At 63.8% G+C, this 18936-nt stretch carries 18 protein-coding genes; 5 read left to right on the top strand and 13 right to left on the bottom strand.

The window, feature by feature from the left end:
* The 13 genes from BPNPMPFG_RS10960 to BPNPMPFG_RS10900 form a co-directional block, all read right to left on the bottom strand.
* Complete coding sequence (locus BPNPMPFG_RS10960; protein ID WP_258595341.1) at positions 1-789, bottom strand: ABC transporter permease; 789 nt, start codon at positions 787-789, stop codon at positions 1-3.
* A complete protein-coding gene (locus BPNPMPFG_RS10955; RefSeq protein WP_258595340.1) occupies positions 786-1694 on the bottom strand; it encodes an ABC transporter permease in 909 nt (302 codons plus the stop codon). Before BPNPMPFG_RS10955 ends, BPNPMPFG_RS10960 begins: the two co-directional genes overlap by 4 nt.
* 25 nt (positions 1695-1719) lie before the next feature.
* Positions 1720-2799, bottom strand: coding sequence for an extracellular solute-binding protein (locus tag BPNPMPFG_RS10950; RefSeq protein WP_258595339.1), 1080 nt, complete (start codon positions 2797-2799; stop codon positions 1720-1722).
* Positions 2800-2801: 2 nt separating this feature from the next.
* Entirely contained in the window at positions 2802-3494 is a 693-nt protein-coding gene (locus tag BPNPMPFG_RS10945; protein WP_258595338.1) for a helix-turn-helix domain-containing protein, read from the bottom strand.
* Positions 3495-3571: 77 nt separating this feature from the next.
* Complete coding sequence (locus tag BPNPMPFG_RS10940; protein ID WP_258595336.1) at positions 3572-3841, bottom strand: hypothetical protein; 270 nt, start codon at positions 3839-3841, stop codon at positions 3572-3574.
* 110 nt (positions 3842-3951) lie between these two features.
* Entirely contained in the window at positions 3952-5844 is a 1893-nt protein-coding gene (locus BPNPMPFG_RS10935; protein ID WP_258595335.1) for an ABC transporter ATP-binding protein, read from the bottom strand.
* Positions 5844-7706, bottom strand: a complete 1863-nt coding sequence (locus tag BPNPMPFG_RS10930) for an ABC transporter ATP-binding protein (protein WP_258595334.1) — start codon at positions 7704-7706, stop codon at positions 5844-5846. The genes BPNPMPFG_RS10935 and BPNPMPFG_RS10930 overlap by 1 nt, the downstream gene beginning before the upstream one ends.
* Before the next feature lie 238 nt (positions 7707-7944).
* Positions 7945-8136: a hypothetical protein gene (locus BPNPMPFG_RS10925; RefSeq protein ID WP_258595332.1), complete on the bottom strand. Its 192-nt coding sequence runs from the start codon at positions 8134-8136 to the stop codon at positions 7945-7947.
* A 12-nt stretch (positions 8137-8148) separates the two neighbouring features.
* The gene (locus tag BPNPMPFG_RS10920; protein WP_258595331.1) at positions 8149-8589 is read right to left on the bottom strand and encodes a DUF411 domain-containing protein; all 441 of its coding nucleotides are present in this window, start codon (positions 8587-8589) and stop codon (positions 8149-8151) included.
* A 39-nt stretch (positions 8590-8628) separates the two neighbouring features.
* Entirely contained in the window at positions 8629-9069 is a 441-nt protein-coding gene (locus tag BPNPMPFG_RS10915) for a DUF411 domain-containing protein (protein ID WP_258595330.1), read from the bottom strand.
* 28 nt (positions 9070-9097) lie between these two features.
* Positions 9098-10540: a multicopper oxidase family protein gene (locus BPNPMPFG_RS10910; protein WP_258595329.1), complete on the bottom strand. Its 1443-nt coding sequence runs from the start codon at positions 10538-10540 to the stop codon at positions 9098-9100.
* A 126-nt stretch (positions 10541-10666) separates the two neighbouring features.
* Complete coding sequence (locus BPNPMPFG_RS10905; protein ID WP_258595328.1) at positions 10667-11065, bottom strand: hypothetical protein; 399 nt, start codon at positions 11063-11065, stop codon at positions 10667-10669.
* 124 nt (positions 11066-11189) lie between these two features.
* Positions 11190-12992: a dipeptide ABC transporter ATP-binding protein gene (locus BPNPMPFG_RS10900; RefSeq protein WP_258595327.1), complete on the bottom strand. Its 1803-nt coding sequence runs from the start codon at positions 12990-12992 to the stop codon at positions 11190-11192.
* A gap of 191 nt (positions 12993-13183) precedes the next feature.
* Here BPNPMPFG_RS10900 and BPNPMPFG_RS10895 point away from each other — a divergent pair, with 191 nt between their 5' ends.
* From BPNPMPFG_RS10895 to BPNPMPFG_RS10875, 5 genes are all read left to right on the top strand, one after another.
* Positions 13184-14542, top strand: coding sequence for an LLM class flavin-dependent oxidoreductase (locus BPNPMPFG_RS10895; protein ID WP_258595326.1), 1359 nt, complete (start codon positions 13184-13186; stop codon positions 14540-14542).
* A 15-nt stretch (positions 14543-14557) separates the two neighbouring features.
* Entirely contained in the window at positions 14558-15334 is a 777-nt protein-coding gene (locus tag BPNPMPFG_RS10890) for a DUF427 domain-containing protein (protein ID WP_258595325.1), read from the top strand.
* A 39-nt stretch (positions 15335-15373) separates the two neighbouring features.
* Positions 15374-17014: an ABC transporter substrate-binding protein gene (locus tag BPNPMPFG_RS10885; RefSeq protein ID WP_258595324.1), complete on the top strand. Its 1641-nt coding sequence runs from the start codon at positions 15374-15376 to the stop codon at positions 17012-17014.
* Positions 17015-17090: 76 nt separating this feature from the next.
* A complete protein-coding gene (locus BPNPMPFG_RS10880; RefSeq protein WP_258595323.1) occupies positions 17091-18050 on the top strand; it encodes an ABC transporter permease in 960 nt (319 codons plus the stop codon).
* The gene (locus BPNPMPFG_RS10875; protein WP_258595322.1) at positions 18047-18934 is read left to right on the top strand and encodes an ABC transporter permease; all 888 of its coding nucleotides are present in this window, start codon (positions 18047-18049) and stop codon (positions 18932-18934) included. The genes BPNPMPFG_RS10880 and BPNPMPFG_RS10875 overlap by 4 nt, the downstream gene beginning before the upstream one ends.
* The last annotated feature ends 2 nt before the right edge of the window (positions 18935-18936 follow it).

Raw genomic sequence — 18936 nt, 5'->3', positions numbered from 1 at the left:
TCAACTCCTCGTCGATTTCGAGCTGATGATCAGCCCGGCGCTGATGATCAGCGTCGTGGCAATGAAGATGATGGTTCCGACGGCTGTCACCGTCGGGTCGGCGTCGCGGGTGATGCTGGTGAAGATTTGCACCGGCAAGGTCTTCAGATAGGGGCTGGTGATGAACAGCGCGACGATGATCTCATCGAAGGAGGTGACGAAGGCAAACAGCAGTCCCGACAGGATGCCGGGCGCGATCAGCGGCAAGGTCACGGTGCGGAACGCGGTGAAGCGGTTGGCGCCGAGGCTTGCCGCCGCCGTCTCCAGCCGCACGTCGAAGACTTCGAGGCTTGCCGATACGGCGATGATGACGAAGGGGATCGCCAGCATCGTGTGCGCGATGACGAAGCCGGTGGTGGTGCCGACGAGTTGGTAGTCGAGATAGACGGCATAGATGCCGATCGCCAGCACGACGCCGGGCACGATCATCGGCGTGATCAGGATGGCGCGCAGCAGGCCGGCGCCGGAATGTTTCATGCGGCTGAGGCCAAGTGCGGCCAGCGTGCCGATCAGCGTGGCGGCGACGGCGACGAGGCCGGCGACCTTCAGCGAATTGAAGAAGCTGGTCAGCCAATCGGGGTTGGTGAAGAAATTCTCGTACCACTGCCAGGAGAAGCCGGATGGCGGGAAGGCAAGCGACTTCTTCTCGTTGAACGACATCGGGATGATGACCAGCGTCGGCATCACCAGCCACACGGCGACCAGCAGGCAGAACAGGCCGAGCAGAATGCGGAACGGCGCCAGCCTCATGATCTGGACGCCTGCTTGTGGCGCTGGCGCATCAGCGGTGCGGCGAGCGCCAGCAGCACGAAGGTCGCCACCAGCAGCACGACGCCCATGGCGCCGCCGCGGCCCCAGTTGAGCAGGCTGAGCACCTGGCTCTGCACCAGCGTCGACAGCATGGTGCTGCGGGGGCCGCCGAGCAGTGCCGGCGTGATGTAGAAGCCGAGCGACAGGATGAAGACGATGATGGCGCCGGCGAAAACGCCGGGCAGCGACAGCGGCAGATAGATCTGCAGGAAGGCAAGCGAGGGCCGGGCACCGAGGCTGCGCGCCGCCTGGACGAGGCGCAGGTCGATGCCGCGCATGACCGAATAGAGCGGCAGGATCATGAACGGCAGCAGCACCTGCGCCATGCCGATCACCACGCCGGTCTGCGTGCGGATCAGCTTCACGGTGTCAAAGCCGAGCAGCCTGACGAGCGAATTGATGATGCCGGAATCCTGCAGCAGGATGACCCAGGCCAAGGTGCGCACCACGCCGCTGACCCAGAACGGCACCAGCACGCACAGGATGAGGACGAGCCGCATGCGCGGCCCGACGGCCGTCATCAGATAGGCATAGGGGTAAGCGGCGATGACGCAGACGATGGTGACCCAGGCGGCGATGGAAAAGGTACGCCACAGAACCGTGACGTTCACCGGTGTGGAAAAGAACCAGACGTAGTTCTGCAGGCCCCAGGCGGGGTCCGAGAAACTGCGCAGCGTGACGGTGAGCAGCGGATAGCCCATCGCCGCGATGAGCAGGAGCAGGGCCGGCATCGCCAGCAGCGAAGGATAGGCCGCAAGCCGCAAGCGCCGTTGCGGCGCTCGCGCGTTGTCCGATGGCCGGGGATTTTCACCCCCGGCCGTCGATACATGCGATGTCTGGCTCACGCGGTCACCTTGGCGGTAAGCCGGCTCAGTTGCCGGCCATCAGCGCCGTCCACTTGTCGGACGCGGTGGCGAAGTTGGCGACCCAGAACTTGATGTTCTGCTGGTAGCCCAGTTTCGCATGTTCCGGCGTGTTGGTCAGGAAGGCGGCGACCGAAGCGTCCACCTTCGGCTGCGCTTCGGTGTTGATGGGTGAGTAGGATGTCTGCTCGGTCAGGGTTTCCTGCGACTTCTTGCCGAGATAGGCGTTGATCAGCGCGTAGGAGGCGTCGGTGTCCTTGGCCCCGACCGGGATGGTCAGCTGATCCATGACGACCAGCCAGTCCTTCCACACCGGCGTATAGGCAGCGCCGTTCTTGGCCGCCGTCATGGCACGGCCGGTCCACATGATGATCATGTCGGCTTCGCCGGATTCGGCGAGCTGCTGGGACTCCGCGCCGGTCTTCCAGAAGATGGTGTCCGGACCGATCGCCTTGATCTTGGCGATGCCCTTGTCGATATCGGCCGGTGTCATGTTGTCGACCGAGCCGCCTTCAGCCAGGATGGCCTGTTCGATCAGGCCGCCGATCGGGCTTCCGCTGCCATCGATGGCGCGGGTGCCGGGGAATTTCTTGGTGTCGAAGAAATCCTTCCAGTCCTTCGGCGGATTGTCCTTGTAGGTCGCGTTCTTGTACATCAGGACCATGCCGTAGTTCATCGCCGGCACGCTGCACTCGCCGACCTGTCCGGCCGGGATGTGCGAAACGTCCAGCTTGGTCAGGTCGAGCTTCTGGAACAGCTTTCCGCAATGCACGTAAGGCGGAAAATCGTCAGTGTCGACGACATCCCAGGTCACATTGCCGGACTCCACCTGCGCCTGGAGCTTGGCGATTTCGGTCGGTCCGTCATTCAGCAGCTTGACGCCGGTCTTGTCGACGAATTCCTTGAGGGCGGCGACCTGGCCGTCCTGGTAGATGCCGCCGTAGGAGACGAAAGTCAGCGTCTTGCCTTTCAGTGATCCATCCACCACGGTGCCGGCCGGCGGCGCGCTCTGCGCATGAGCGGCGGCGGCAATCAAGGTCAGTGCGGCGGCACCGACAAATCCGGCCACTATTGATCTGCTTCCCATTTTTAACCCTCCGATGACTCGCTGTTTGATTTTGGCAGTCCGGGTGCGAGTGTTTTCCGGGCTACATATTGGTCGAGATCGACGGCGCCGCTGGTCGGCGGCGCGATGATCCAGAGCACTTCGGCCACCGTATCGCCGACATTGATGGTCCTGTGCGGCGTCGAGGTCGAATATTCGATGCTGTCGCCCTCTTCGAGGATGAAGCTCTCGTCGCCGAGCGTCAGCTGCAGCCGGCCGCGCAGCACGAGGAACATTTCGTGCGCGTTGCCATGCGTGTAGGGCTGGTCGCCGGTCGAGCCGCCGACGGCGAATTCGCCCGAGTAGACTTCCATCTCATGGATTGGCCGGCGCGACAGCAGCGTCTTGCGGTAGCCTTCGCTGGTCGGCAGCGCCGGCCGCTCGGCGCGTGTCAGCACCGCGTGCGGCGAGACTTCGCTTTCGTCGAAAAGATCGGCGAGGCTGATGCCGAGCGCATTGGCGATCAGCATCAGAGTGCTGGTGTTGGCGCCCGAAAGGCCACGCTCCAGCTGGCTCAGGAAACTGGCGGTGGTGCCGATCATGTCGCCGAGCTGGCGCAGCGTCAGGCGCCGCGCGGTGCGCCAGGCCTTGACGCGATTGCCCAACACCGTGGAGCGGCGGGCTTCCGCGCTGGCCACGGCATTGTCGTTGAGAGCTTGATCCGCGGCAATTTTCATGGCGATCCCGGAGTTCACTTAACATGCTATTAAGTGAGGCTCGTCATGGCAAGCGGATTCGCCTGGTCACCTGAAAATCACTGCCGTCGCTGATGTCCAAGTCCCCCCAGAGGGGCATCGTCGACCTTGGTCTGGCGATCGAAAACGACCGCCAAGCCATTCTTGACGGCAAGCGAGGCGACCATGTCGTCCAGTTCGCGATCGGAAATGGCGGGCTTGAGGATCTGCCGGATGGCCCGATAGGCCTGCTCGGTCGACACATAGTCGTAGCGCCTTTTGCGCGCTTCCACATACTGCTCGATGACAATGCCCAATCGGCGGGCGGCGATGTCTTCTGGTTGCTGCAAGGGAGCCTCCTCAAGCTCGATCGTCTCCAGCCCCCTAAGATGTAAAAACGACGCCGCGAAAGTTAAGACCTGAAGCCAAAAAATCGGCTGTCGTCATTCGACGGACCTAGTCACGTCGCCTTGCCGACCGCCGCGTCCAGTTCCAGCTCGCCTTCCGCAATGTCGTCGAACGAGGCGTAGTTCATGTTGTAGAGGCGGGCGTAGAGGCCTTTCCTTGCCATCAAGTGTTCGTGGTTGCCGCTTTCGACGATCTCACCGTTCTGCAGGACGATGATGCGGTCGGCGCCGCGGATGGTGGCCAGACGGTGGGCGATGACCAGCCCGGTGCGGCCTTCCAGCAGTTTTATCAGCGCTTTCTGGATCAGCATCTCGGTGTAGGAATCGATGCTGGCCGTGGCTTCGTCGAGCACCAGGATCTTGGCGTCGGCCACCAGTGCGCGCGCGAAGCTGATCAACTGGCGCTGGCCGAGCGAGAGATTGCCGCCGCGCTGTTCGAGCTCGGTGTCGTAGCCATCAGGCAAGTTCTCGATGAAGTCATGCGCGCCGACGGCCTGTGCGGCGCGAACCACGTCCTCGCGGCTGGCGCCGGTCTTGTGATAGCGGATGTTTTCCAGCACCGAGCCGGAGAACAGGAACGGTTCCTGCAGGACCATGGCCACCTGATCGCCGAGCGAATCCTGGGTCAGGTCGCGGACATCATGGCCACCGACCATGATCTGGCCCGACCAGACATCGTAGAAGCGGTGCACCAGCGCCATCGAGCTCGACTTGCCCGATCCGGTCGGGCCGACAAGTGCCACGGTCTCGCCCGGATTGACGCGGAAGGAGATGTTCTTCAGCACCGGCAGGTCCTGCCGGTAGCCGAAGGTGACGTTTCTGAACTCGACCGACCCGTCCATGTCGCGCGACAGAGCCACTGCTCCTTGCCTGTCGCTGACGTCCACCGGCACGTCGAGCACTTCCGAGATGCGCTGGCCCGAGGCCATGGCGCGCTGCATGACGCTGTACTGCATGGTCAGCGAGCGGATCGGGTCGAAGAAGCGCTGGATGTAGAACAGGAACGCCACCATGACGCCGACATCGAGGCTGTGCGAGAGCACCATCGAACCGCCGACGACGATGACGGTCGCCATGGCGATGCCGGTCAGCGTGTCGACGATCGGCACCATCACCTGCGCGTATTTCGCCGACCGCAGGTGGGCATTGAGATTGGCCAGCACCTTCTCGTCGTAAAGGTCGAAATTGACATGCTGGCGTTCGAGGCTCTGCACCGTGCGCACGCCATGGATGCCTTCGGCCAGCGCGCCGTTGGCGATCGAGTTGGTCTCGTGCGCGGCCATGAAGGCGACCTTGGCGCGCGGCAGCCAGAACAGGCGTACGATGAACAGCACCGGCATGGTCGACAGCGTCAGCAACCCGAGCCGGAAATCGAGCCAGAGCAGGACACTGACGATGCCGAACAACAGCACGATGTCGCCCACCGACATCACCGACGTCTCGAGGAATTCCTGCATCGAATTGACGTCGCCCTGCAGGCGCGACATCAGCCTGCCGACCTCGGTCTTGTCCATGAAGCTCAGCGAGACCCGCTGCAAATGGCTGAACATGGCGCGGCGCAGGTCGGACAGCACATTCTCGGCCACCTTGCCGACGACGCTTTCCTGCACGTGGCTGGCTGCATAGTTGATGAGGATGATCACAGTGAAAGCGCCGATCGCGGAGATCATCACCGACCGGTCGAGCCTGCCCGCCGTCATGCCGTGGTCGATGGCGTAGCGGATGACCAGCGGGATCGCCAATTGCGTCAGCGTGAACACCAGCACTGCCGCGACCGAGATGAAAATCCGGCTCTGATAAGGTTTCACGAAGCTCCAGATACGCCGCACGATGCGCGGGTCGTAGGCCTTGCCGAAAACCTCTTCCTCGTCGCGATGCGAACCGACGACAGCTTTTGTCGGCCGTCCGCTGGTGTCTTCCTTCTCGTCGTCGCTCTGTGTCGACATCACGCGGCTCCCATAGAAGCGGGCCGGTCATCGTCCGGCCGCAGCTGCAGGTCATGGAGCGCGCGATAGCGTCCACCGAGCGCCAGCAGCTCCTCATGCGTGCCGCGCTCGACGATCCGGCCGTTCTCCACGAACAGGATCTGGTCGGCATGCATCAGCGAGCTCAGCCGGTGCGAGATGATCAGCGTCACGCGATCCCTGGCGAAGCGCTTCATCGCCGCCCGGATGCGCTGCTCGGTGCCGGCGTCGATGGCCGCGGTGGAATCGTCGAAGACCAGCACCGATGGCCGCAGCATCAGGCTGCGTGCGATGGTTAGGCGCTGCCGCTGGCCGCCGGAAAGCGAGGCGCCGCGCTCGCCGACGACCGTGGTATAGCCGGCGGGAAGTCCGATAATGTAGTTGTGCAACTGGGCGAATTCGGCCGCTTGTCCTATGCGGGTCTCGCGTGCCCAGGGATTGCCATAGGCGATGTTGTTCTCGATCGAGGTGGTGAACAGGAACGCGTCCTGCTGGACGACGCCGACGGCCTTGCGCAGCGATTGCAGCGTGACCTTGCGGATGTCCTGGCCGTCGATGGTAATGGTGCCCGAGGTGACGTCGTAGAAGCGCGGGATCAGATGCGCGATGGTCGACTTGCCGCTGCCGGGCGGGCCGACGATGCCAATGGTCTCGCCGGACCGCGCCTCGAAGGAGATGCCTGACAGCGTCGGCCGGTCGCCCGCGCCCGCGTAGCGGAAGCCGACATTGTCGAAGCGCAGCACGCCGTCGGTGACGACGAGGTCCCTGGCGCCGGGCGCGTCCTCGATGTCGAGTTCGGCGTCGAGCAGTTCGAACAGCCGCGTGCCGCAGGTCGAGGCGCGCGCGAACGAGTTGACCATCAGGCCGAGCTGGCGCACCGGCATCTGCAGGATGGTCATGAAGGTGAGGAACTGGGCCAGCGTGCCGACGCTGATTTGACCCGCAATCACCTTCTGGCCGCCGAACCAGAGCACAAGGCCCATGGCGGCCAGGAACGAGAAGTTCATGGCGCTGGTGTTGCTGACGCGGATGTCGACGCGCTTATTGGCGAGGTCGAGCGCATCCTGCTTGGCGCGGTCGAACTTTTCCAGCTCGTGCCGCTGCGCCGCGAAGGCACGCACGACACGGATGCCGCCGAGGTTCTCATCCATCACCCGGCTCAGCACCGACAGTCGCTGCTGCAAAGTCAGCCAGGTGCTGCGCAGCGCCAACTGGGTGACCGAGGACCGCCAGGCGACGAACGGCACGAAACTCAGGCTCAACAGCCCGAGCACGAGGTCGGTGCTGATCAGCAGATAGGCGCCGACACCGATCAGCACGCCGAGCAGGACGACGCGCAGGATGCCGGTGGAGAAGAACATGCGCACGCCGTCGAGATCGAGCAGGCCAAGCGTGATCAGATCGCCGGTGTGGACCTTGTCGTGGAAGGAGAAGCTCAGGCGCTGGATCTTCTCATAAAAAGCCAGGCGCAGTTCATAGCCGGTGCGATGGCCGACGGCCTCGCCGTAATAGTTCTGCGCCATGGTGAAGAGACCGCGCAGGATGCTGACGACGAGCAATGTCAAAGCGGTGTTCCACAGCGCGTGCTCTGCCGCGGCATCGGCACCCGCGGCCATGACGCCCTGCGCCTGGTCGATGGCGCGTCCGAGCAGGCGTGGAATGAAAAGCTGCAGCGTCGCGGCGATGAAGGTCGAGACGAGGGTGATCGCGACTTGCCAGGGATGGCGCAGCGTCATGCGCACGATGCGGAGCAAGGTGCTAAGGCCCTTGCCCCAGGAGGCTTCCGCCACATGGGCAAACGATTTGCCGCGCTTTTCCGCGCTGCTGGTTGCTTGCGTATGCAAGGGAAATATCCAGACCAATCCGGGGCTTGGCCCGGATGAATGAAGCAGACTCAGTTCAGATGGCGCAATGTTACGCGGGTCCGGTCGGGCCGTTCAAGAGCCAATGACGGCATCGCACTGTGCCTGAAGGAAAGCAAGCATGCGGCTGTGACCCGATGCATATCTCAGGCATGGTCAGCGCCCTGGCCGGCTCATCTGCCTGCCCCGGGCCTGCTCGATCAGGCGAGAGCGACCATCTTCATGACTGCCGCTCCTTCGAGTCGGGCCGCCGGTCCACGCCGCTGATTGTGGTTCGACGACCCGACAGCAAGTATTTTCCGAGCGCCGCTATAGCAAGCAGCAGGACCAACAGCGCAAGAAAGCCGGCGACGGACAGGAACATCATCGCGAGCCAGGTTCGGGCCGGGCAATCCGACATATCGGCGGACATCGCGGTACCCTTTCAGTCGGTCGCGTAGACGGTGGGCGCCTTACCGTCCTTTGTGAAGGCGTATACGATGAATGGGCCGGCCTTCTCGCCACCCATGCCGGGAGCGCCGGTCGGCATGCCGGCCAGCGTGATGCCTGATATGGCGGGCCGTTCGGTCAACAGTTTCTTGACGATATCGACCGGCACCAGCCCGTCGACGACATAGCCGTCGACCATGAGCGTGTGGCAGCCTTCGAGGTCCGCCGGCACGCCCGCATCGCTGCTGATCTGGGACAGGTTGTTGACGGGCTTGATGTCGACCTTGAAGCCGTTGTGTTCCAGATAGTTGGCATAGGATTCGCAGCAGCTGCATTGCGGGTTCTTGTACATGACAGCGTTGATGGTCGCCGCGACAGCAGGCAGCGGCATTGCGATCGCGACAGCGAAGGCGGCGAGGGAATAAGTCCGTTTCATTGCAGTTCTCCTTGAGTGAAAATGAGATCGAGGTGGCCGTCACTCGGTCGCGTAGACGGTTGGCGCCTTGCCATCCTTGGTGAAGGCGTAAATCGTCCAGGATTCGGTTTTCTGGCCGCCCATTCCCGGCGAGCCCATCGGCATACCCGGCATGGCGATGCCTGTGATTTCAGGACGTTCCGTCAGCATCTTCTTGATCAGATCCACCGGCACGAAACCGTCGACGACATAGCCGCCAACGACCACCGAATGGCAGCCCTGCAATTTCTCGGGAACGCCAAGGCCCGCGCTTATCCGGTCCAGGTCGTTGGACGGTTTCAGCTCGACCTTGAAGCCGTTCCTTTCGAGATAGGCCGCATAGGTCTCGCAGCAGCTGCAACTTGGGTTCTTGTACATCACCGCGTTGATCGTGGCGGCAACGGCAGGCAGCGGCATCGCGATCGCAACGGTGAGGGCGGCGAGGGAGTAAGTCAGTTTCATTGCGGTTCTCCTTGATTGACAAAAAGGTTCAGGTCACTCGGAAGACGGTCATGAGGCCGGCCATCTGGTGGTCGGCGACATGGCAGTGCAGCATCCAGTCGCCGGGATTGTCGGCGACAAAAGCGCATTCGATCGTGTCCTTGGGGGCGAGCAGCACGGTGTCCTGCCATTGCCGGTGCGGCACCGGCGAACCGTTGCGCGCAAGCACCAGCATGCTGAAGCCATGGACATGCATGGGATGCCACCATGCGGTTTCGTTGCGCATGGTGAGATGACAGGTTGCGCCGCGCGGCAAGGTGAATTGCGGCGCCATGCCGGCGTGGCCGTCACCGGTCATCGACATGCCGTTGATCGCCCAGGCGGCGCCACCATTCATGCCGGGTGTCGCCATGCCCATCATGCCGCCGACGCCGGCGAGCTTGCCGCCTCCCATCATGCCGCCTTGCAGGACGATCTCCTGATGTTCGGCCTTGGTGAGGTCGGGTTCGGGCAAGGGATTGCGGGGCGGGCCAACAGGCGCATCGAGCGGATGGGCCCGCAGCGGCGGCGCGGTGTCATAGGCAAGCGTGGTCAGCGTGTAGGCCAACCCGTCATAGAAGTCGTCGACCACCGCGTAGCGCTTGCCCGGGTCGCCCTGCATGTCGATCACGACATCGATGCGCATGGCAGGCGCTAGAACAAGGCGGCCGCCCTCCGGTTCATGCGGGTCGCAGGGCTGGCCGTCGATAGCCACGATGACCGGGCGGTGGCCCTCGAAGCGCAGCGCCATGATACGGGCGAGCGAGGCATTCGCCAGCCGCAGCCTGACGCGTTCTCCCGCCTTTACGCTTTGGTCGGCCGGCGCCGTGCCGTTGATGGTGACGACATTGCCGACGCGGCCTGACATCGCCGCGTCCATCGCGCTGCCGAAGCCGGGCGCCATCTGGCCGTCGCCGGCAAGCCGCCAGTCCTGCAGCAGCCACAGCAGGTCGCGGTCGACGACAACGGGCTCGGCCTCCTCGACAATGAGGGCGCCGGCCAGCCCGCGACCGAGTTGCACGAGACTGTTGGCATGCGGATGGTACCAGAAGGTGCCGGCGTCGGGGGGCGTGAATTCATAGACGAAATTTGCCCCCGGCTTGATCGGTGGCTGTGTCAGGCCGGGCACGCCGTCCATGGCGTTTTGCAGGCGGATGCCATGCCAATGGACCGTGGTTTCCTCGTCCAATGCGTTCTCGACCGTGATGCGAGCGGGCGTGCCCTGGCGTAGGCGCAGCATCGGGCCGGGGACCGTCCCGTCATAGGCCCAGACAGGAGTAACCGGACCGCCGGGGCCGGTGAACCTCGCCTGGCCCGGGGCGATCCTGATGCGGCGCTCGTCGACGGCGGATGCTCTGAGCGTTGCGGGAGGCATGACGGTGGCCGCAGCAACGCCCGCCGCCGCAAGGACGAACCTGCGGCGTGAAATGGAATGACTGGAATCGATACTCACTCTTGAACCCTTTGCGATCTCGATCGACGGCGAGCCTCTCGACGTCGAATTGCTGTGTGCTCGCCGGCGCAGTGCGCCAGCGGCAATCAAACGCCAGGAATCAGCCGTGGAATGGCTGAAACCGCGTCAGACGCGATCGGTGGATTTGGGAGGGAATGGGTCGGGTAAGGAACTTCGCCCGTGAAGCAATGGCGTCGGCAGCGCCGACGGCAGCGGTGCCCGGGTCACGGTCATCGCCGCGAACTCGAGCGGCAACACCGCGAACACCGGTGCGATGCAGGTGGGCGGACAATGCATCGGTTTGCCGGTGTCGCCCGCGCCCTTGAGGCACGCGTTGCAGTCGCCATTCATGCCGGTGTCGGTGGCCATGCCGGTGTCGGCAGGCATGGTCATGCCGCTGCCACTCGTCATCATCATCTTTGCCGACATGATGCTCGCCTGAGCGGCAGACAGGCTGAAGCCGGCGGTCAGGAATACCGCGAGCAGCGTGACCAGGGCATGTTTTGGCGACAAGCGTGCCATCATCCGTTCAGGCTGGCCTCAAGAGACAGCATTTGCAAGCGGGATTTCGATGCTGCGACAATGGCGGCACAGCACTGTGCCTGAAGGCAAAATGCTGCCGCGGTCCTTTGGAATGCCGGTGATCCGTTCACGAACCCTGCCGCCAGCAGGCGATCAGGTGGCCGGGCGCGACCTGCCTGGCGGGCGGTTCTGCCTTTCTGCAATCGGGCAGGACCAGGGGGCAGCGGTCGGCGAAGGAACATCCCTTGTTCAGGATGCCGGCCGCCTCGGTCTCGGCCGGAGCGGATAGCTTCGGCGCGGCCTCGTCGGAGGACGCGGCCAGGAGTAGCCCGGTATAGGGGTGATTGGGGCCTTGAAAAATCTGGTCGGATGAGCCGGTTTCGACCAGACGGCCGCGATAGAGCACGCCGATCCTGTCAGCCATGTAGCGCACGACCCTGAGGTCGTGACTGATGAACAGATAGGTCGTGTCCTTGTCACGCTGAAGGTCGTTGAGCAGGTTGAGAACGGTCGCCTGGACGGAGACGTCGAGCGCCGAGGTGGGTTCGTCGAGCACGACGACCTTCGGCACGCCGGCAAAGGCCCGCGCGATGGCCGCCCGTTGCCGCTGGCCGCCAGACAGCGATCGTGACTTCTGCTCGGCCGTAGTGCCGGCTAGGCGCACCGACTGCAAGAGGTCGCTGACGCGGGCTCTCACCTCGCTGCGGCGCAGGCCGGCGAGCCGCCGCAGTGGACGGCCGAGGATGCTGCCGATCCGCTGGCACGGATTGAGCGTGCGATCGGGCGACTGGAAGACCATCTGCACGTCGCGGCGTTCGGCAAGGTTTCTCTTCTCGACGCGCGGCGCCACCGTCCTGCCAAACAGCTCGACCGATCCGGCGTCTGATATCTGCAGGCCGGTGACGATCCTGGCCAAGGTCGACTTGCCGGAACCGGACTCGCCGATCAGCCCGAAGGTTTCGCCCTGGCCTATGTCGAGGTTGATATCTCTGAGCACTGGCTGGTTGCCGAAGGCATGGCTGATGCCTTTGCAGGCGATCGCGACCTGGCGTTCTTTTCGCGCGCCGGCGTCTTCATGCTGGACTGCCGCCGGCAGGCCGGGTCCGTCCGTCTCCGCCAGCCTACCGTCCCGTTTGGTGTAGTCGAGGGCCGGGATCGAGGCGATGAGCGCCTTCGTGTAGGCATGGCTTGGGTTGTCGAAGACCTCAGTGGCGGCGCCGCTTTCGACCACCGTTCCCGACTGCATCACCGCCACCCGGTCGCAGGACCGGCGGATCATGTTGATGTCGTGGCTGATCAACAGCACGCTGGTTTTGTGATCCTTGCGCAGGTCGTGCAGGATGGCGATGATCTCCGACTGGACGCTGGCATCGAGCGCCGTCGTCGGCTCATCCAGCACCAGAAGCGACGGGTCGAGCGCAATCGCAATGGCGATGTTGGCGCGCTGCTGCATGCCGCCGGAAAGCTCGTGCGGATAGAGATCCAGCACCCGGTCGGGATGACTCACCCGAACACGCCCAAGCAGTTCGGCGGCGCGCTCGCGCGCCTCGTCGTGGCGAACCGGGCGATGCCGCATGATCGTCTCGGTGATCTGCCAGCCGATCGTCATGCTTGGGTTGAGGGCGGCACCCGGGTGCTGGTAGACGGCCGCGATATGATTGCCCCGCAGCTGGCGCAGCTGCTCGGCGGACAGGTCGCGGATTTCGCGGCCCTGGAATTCAAGCGCGGACGCCGCGACGCGGGCGTTCTTCGGCAGATAGCGCAATATGGCGAGCGCCACCGAGCTTTTGCCCGATCCCGATTCGCCGACCAGGCCGAGTGCTTCGCCTTCGCCTATGTGCAGCGACACGCCGCTGACAGCGGGATGCGATCCCTTGCGCCCGTCATAGGCGATGGAGAGCTGATCGACGTTCAGAACCGAGGAGGACATTGGGAGCTTGAAACCACTTTCTTCGGGCGGCGCCATCGAGGGCAATCGCTTCCGCTTTCGCATTACATAATCTCTATAAAATTACTCGAATTAAGCCGGAGCGCAATCTACCTTTCATCGCTCAGCCGAGATTGTCGCCGTCTGTCGAGGCAGCGCGACGGTCTCCGGAGCAGATTTGGAAGGAGGCCGGCATGGCTCGAGACCACATGATCCTCAGCGCATTTTTCTTCAACCCGCAGGGCGATCATCGGATGTCGTGGCGCCATCCGCGGGCGCCGGGCCGGGAGGTTCTGGATTTCGAGTTCTACCGCGATCTCGTGCAGGCGGCCGAGCGCGCCAGGATCGACACGATCTTCGTCGCCGACCACGTGGCGATCTGGGATTCAGTGAAAAGCGGCATCGCCCATTACGCCAATGCCCGCCTCGAGCCGTTGACACTGCTGTCGGCGCTGGCCGGCGTCACCAAGCACATCGGCCTGATCACCACCGCGTCGAGCTCCTACAGCGAGCCCTACAATGTGGCGCGCATGTTTGCCTCGCTCGACCATATCAGCAAGGGCAGGGCGTCTTGGAACGTCGTCACCTCGGCCATGGACGAGGAGGCGCGCAACTTCGGCCGCGACGGCAATATCGAGCATGCGTTCCGCTATGAACGCGCTCGCGAATTCCTCGATATCGTCAAGGCGCTGTGGGACAGCTGGGAAGACGAGGCGCTGCTGATCGACAAGGCGTCGGGCTATTTCGCCGACCCCGACAAGGTCCATCCCGTCGATCACAAGGGCAAGCATTTCAAGGTGCGCGGACCGCTCAACGTCTCGCGGCCGCCGCAAGGCCATCCGCTGATCGTTCAGGCCGGATCGTCCGAGGACGGCAAGAACTTTGCCACCGCCCAGGCCGATGTGCACTTCGCCATCTTCAGCACCCGAGAAGACGGCATCAAATATCGCCAGGACATCAACGAACGTCTCGCCCGCCACGGCAGGCGGCCGGAGAGTTTCAAGATCCTGCCCGGCATCCTGCCGATCGTCGCCGCTTCAGAAGCGGAAGGCCGGGAAAAGCAGGACTATCTGCAGACCTTGCTTCCCGATCAGGTCGGTATCGACCTTCTGTCCAGCTGGAGCGGCATCGATCTCTCCGTCTATCCACCGGACGGGCCGCTACCGCCGTTGCCGGACGAAAGCACGTTCAATGGCGGGCGCACGTCGCTCAACCGGGTCAAGCAATGGTCGAAGCAGAACCTCAGCCTGCGCGAGATTGCGCGCAAGCTCGCCAACAGCGGCTCGGTGCCGACCGTCGCCGGCACGCCGGCGCAGATCGCCGATCAGTTGCAGGACTGGTTCGTTTCCGGTGCCGCCGATGGCTTCAACCTGATGTTCCCGCTGCTGCCCGAGGATTGGGTGAATTTTGCCGAGCAGGTCGTGCCGGAGCTGCAGCGCCGCGGCGTGTTCCCGACCGAATACGGGCCGGGAACGCTGCGCGATCGCTTCGGCCTGGCGCGGCCCGCCAACCGCTTCGCCGAGCAGCGCGACAATGCGCGCGCCGTGTCCTGACCCCGGAGAATGCTGATGACCGCCGCACCAAGACTGCAACCCCGCGAAGCCACCGCGCCGCATCTCATCAATGTCCTGCACAGCCCCAAGCGTGTGCGAGTCAAGTTCGGCGGCCACACCATCGCCGACAGCCGCAATGTGCTGGTGCTGCGCTCCAACCATTTCCTGCCGATCTATTTCTTCCCGGTGGCATCGGTCGACGCGTCGGTGCTGAAACCCTCGCTGCATGGCGAACCGCACGCGGTCGGTGGCGAGACCACCTATTGGGATATCGATACCGGCGACAGGCGCAGCGCCAACGCGGCCTGGTCCTTCGTATCACCGCCGGGTGAAAACCTGTCGCCGCTGGCCGGCCGTATCGCCTTCACCTGGAAGCTTGTCGACCAGTGGTTCGAGGAGGACGAAGAGGTTTTCGTCCATGCCCGCGATCCCTATGCGCGCATCGATGTGCTGCAAAGCGCGAGCCATGTGCAGGTCTGGTTCGACGGCGAGCCGATCGCCGACAGCCATCGCCCGGTGCTGCTGTTCGAGACGCATCTGCCGACGCGCTTCTACCTGCATCCGGACGACATCAGTCTGGAGCGACTGACAGCGTCTGTCACAACGACGCGATGTCCCTACAAGGGCATCGCTTCCTATTGGTCCGGCCTGCTGAGCGACGGCTCGGTGCGACCGGACATCGCCTGGAGCTACCGCGACCCGATCGCCGAGATGCCCAAGATCAAGGGGCTCGTCGCCTTCTATCCGCAGGCCGTGGACCGCATCCATCTCGACGGCGAACCCGTCGCCTAGACACATCTTTCAACCATCATTTCAGACAGGGGTTTCAACATGACTGGACGTAACGACATCGACGCACTTCGCAATCTGTCGGGGGACATCTGGAATGTCGCCGTCGACGAGTATCAGGGCGGATTTCTCAAGCGCCGCGACCTTTTGAAATACGCAGCCCTGCTTGGCCTGACTGGCTTTGCCGCCTCGCAGGGGCTCACGGGCCGCGCACGCGCCAGTGGACAGACAGGCGGTACGGTCCGTGTCGGCCTTGGCCAGCCGACCAAGGCGATCGATCCCGTCTCGGTGACCGATCCGGCCAGCATCGGGGTGATCAGCCAGGTCGGCGAATATCTGATCCTCGACGATCCGAAGGACGGGCTGCAGCCGAAGCTCGCTCTGTCCTGGGAGGCCGACGAGACGGCCAGCCGCTGGACGTTCAAACTGCGGCCAGGGGTGAAATTCCACGATGGCCGCGCGGTCACGGCCAAGGACGTGGTGGCGAGCTTCGAGCGGCTTGTCGATCCGGCCAGCGGCTCGTCGGCGTTGTCGGCTTACAAGGGCATCCTGTCCAAGGGCGGTGCCAAGCTGGTCGACGACGAAACGGTCGCCTTCGATCTCGATGGTCCAAACAGCAACTTCCCCTTCTATGTCTCCTCCGACGTCTACAATGCCGTCATCCTGCCGGCCGACTATGCCGGTGATTTCGAGAAGAACTTCAACGGCACCGGCCCGTTCAAGCTCGAAACCTTCCGTCCCAAGCAGGGCGCCAGCTTCGTGCGCAATCCGGATTACTGGGGCGACAAGGCACTGCCCGACCGGGTCGAGATCAAGTTCTTCGACGACGAGCAGGCCCAGGTTCTGGCGCTGCAGGCCGGCCAGCTCGATGTCATCCCGAGCACCACGCGCCTGGAACTGGCGATCGAGGGCAATCCCAACTTCAAACTCCTCAGCGTGCAGGCAAGCTCGCATGACGAGGTGCATCTGCGCACCGATCAGGCGCCGTTCACCGACAAGCGCATCCGCCGCGCGCTGGCGCTCACCCTCGACCGCGAGGCGATCGTGAAGGGACTGCTGAAGGGCCGCGCCATCGCCGGCAACGACACCCCGTTCGCGCCGATCTTTCCCTCGGCCGATCCGTCGGTGCCGCAGCGCAAGCAGGACATCGCCGAGGCCAAGCGGCTGCTCGGCGAGGCGGGCGTGCCGAACGGCTTCGAGGTGACGCTGACCACCGAGCGCGCCTATGACATTCCCGACTACGCCGTGCTGATCCAGAATTTCGCCAAGAAGGCCGGGATCGACGTCAAGCTCAATGTTCTGCCGCAGGACGCCTATTACGGCTCGGCGACCTTCGGCAGCTCACCCTGGCTGGATTCGGTTCTCGGCATCACCGATTTCGGCCATCGCGGCACGCCCGACATCTTCCTCAACGCGACGCTGAAGAGTTCGGGAAGCTGGAACGCCGCGCATTTCAACAACCCGGCCTACGATGCCTTGCTGCTCGACTACTCCAAGGCACGCGACCTCAAGGCGCAGCGCCTTGCCGCCGGTAAGATCCAGACCCTCTTGCTCGACGAGACGCCGGTGATCATCAGCTACTTCTCGCAATACAGTCGCATCACCAGCAACAAGATCGAGGGTGTCCGCTTCACCGCGATTTCGCATCTGCTGCTCGACCGCGTTACCCTCGTCCAGGCATGATGCTCGAACACGGAGATGGAGCCCCATCCCGATTGCATCGGGATGGGACAAGCTCCAGGCGAGGCGGCAGGACGCAATGCTGAGCGGCCGCCATCTGTCGGCGCGCGTGGGCACACTTGCGCTCACGCTATGGCTGGTCAGTGTCCTTGTCTTCCTTGCCGGGCAGGTTCTGCCCGGCGATGTCGGCCGCGTCATGCTCGGGCCGTTTGCCGACGCGCAAGCGGTGGCGGAACTGAACAAGCGGCTGGGCGCCGACCAGCCCGTTCTCATCCAGTACTGGCACTGGTTCAGCAAGGCGGTCATGGGTGATTTCGGCACTTCGCTGTCGATGCGCGGGCCGGTGGCGCCGTTCGTGCTGGAAAGCCTCAAGCGCTCGGCGGCCCTTGCCGGCATCATCCTGGTCTTCCTCGTTCCGCTGGGGGTGGGGGCGGGCGTCATTGCCGGTCTCAACGCCGGCCGTTTCATCGACCGGGTGATCGTGATGGCGGGCGTTTCCTTCGGCATCGTCCCTGACTTCGTGTCCGGCCTGATGCTGCTTATCGTTTTCGGCCTGTGGCTGAACTGGTTCCCGATCTCAGGCGTCACCCCCGATGGCGCGGGCTTCTGGACGAACGGTTATTATTTGATCCTGCCGGCGCTGCCGCTGGTGCTGAACCTTGCCGGCTATATTGCCCGGATGACGCGGGCCGGCGTGATCGAGGCAATGGCCGCCGACTATACACGCACCGCCGTCCTGAAAGGGCTCGAGCGGCGCGAGATCATTTTTCGGCACGTGCTGCGCAATGCGCTGACGCCGACCATCGCGGTGCTTGCGACCCAGACCGGTTACCTGCTTGGCGGGCTGGTGGTGATCGAAGCGCTGTTCGGCATCCAGGGCCTTGGCAATCTGGTTCTGAACGCGGCCAAGGCACGCGATTTCCCGATGCTTGAAGCCGGTGTCTTGGTGATGGCGGCAATATTCGTCCTGTCGGCGGCGACAGGCGACCTGGTGCTGGCCCTGCTCGATCCGCGGCAACGCCGCCGGGCATCGTCATGACGGATCTGGCGGAGTTTCCCGCACCGCGGCGGGCGGTGGCCGGCCTGCCGGCATTGCGCAGGATCCGCGGCGCTTTCTCAGGACTGGCGCCCTCGGTCGTGGTTGGTTCGCTGCTGCTGCTGTTCTGGGTCGCCTGCGCGCTGTTCGGCAACCTCTTCGTTCCATACGATCCCTATGCCGAGGATTTTCTGGCCATGTTGACGCCGCCCGACGCGCAGCACTGGTTCGGCACCGACCAGCTCGGCCGCGACGTGCTGTCCCGCATCATCGTCGGATCGCGCGATATCCTGCTGGTTGCGCCGCTCGCCACGCTTGCCGGCGTTGCCGCCGGCAGCATCATCGGACTGGTGCTCGGCTATTTCGACGGCCTGGTCGATGCCATCGGGGCGCGGCTGCTCGATACGCTGATGGCGTTTCCGTTCATCGTCCTGGTCACCATAACGCTTGTGGCGATCGGGCCTTCGAACCTGACCGTCATTCTGGTGATCGCCATTGCCTACGCGCCGCTGGTGGCGCGCACCGTTCGCGCCGCCGTGCGCGAGCAAAAAGAGCGCGACTATGTCAGCGCCGCCCGGCTCGGCGGCGAAGGTGCGCTTGCCATCATGTTCCTCGAGATACTGCCCAACATCCGGGAAACGATCCTGATCGAGCTCGTCACCCGGCTCGGCTACGCGTTCTTTTCGATCGCGACGCTGAGTTTTCTCGGCCTCGGCATCCAGCCGCCTTCCGCCGACTGGGGGCTGGCCGTCGCCGACGGCTACGGCTTCCTGACCGGGGGCAAATGGTGGGTCGTCGTCTTCAATTCGGCGGCAATCGTTTCGCTGGTGATGGCGACCAACCTTATTGCACAAGGCATCGGCGCGTTTGAAAATACCGATGGGTGAGT

The sequence above is a fragment of the Mesorhizobium sp. AR07 genome (genome assembly GCF_024746815.1).
In the GTDB taxonomy this organism is placed as follows: Bacteria; Pseudomonadota; Alphaproteobacteria; order Rhizobiales; family Rhizobiaceae; genus Mesorhizobium.
The sequence above is the reverse complement of the archived record's forward strand: the minus strand, read 5'-3'. Positions and strand labels throughout refer to the sequence as shown.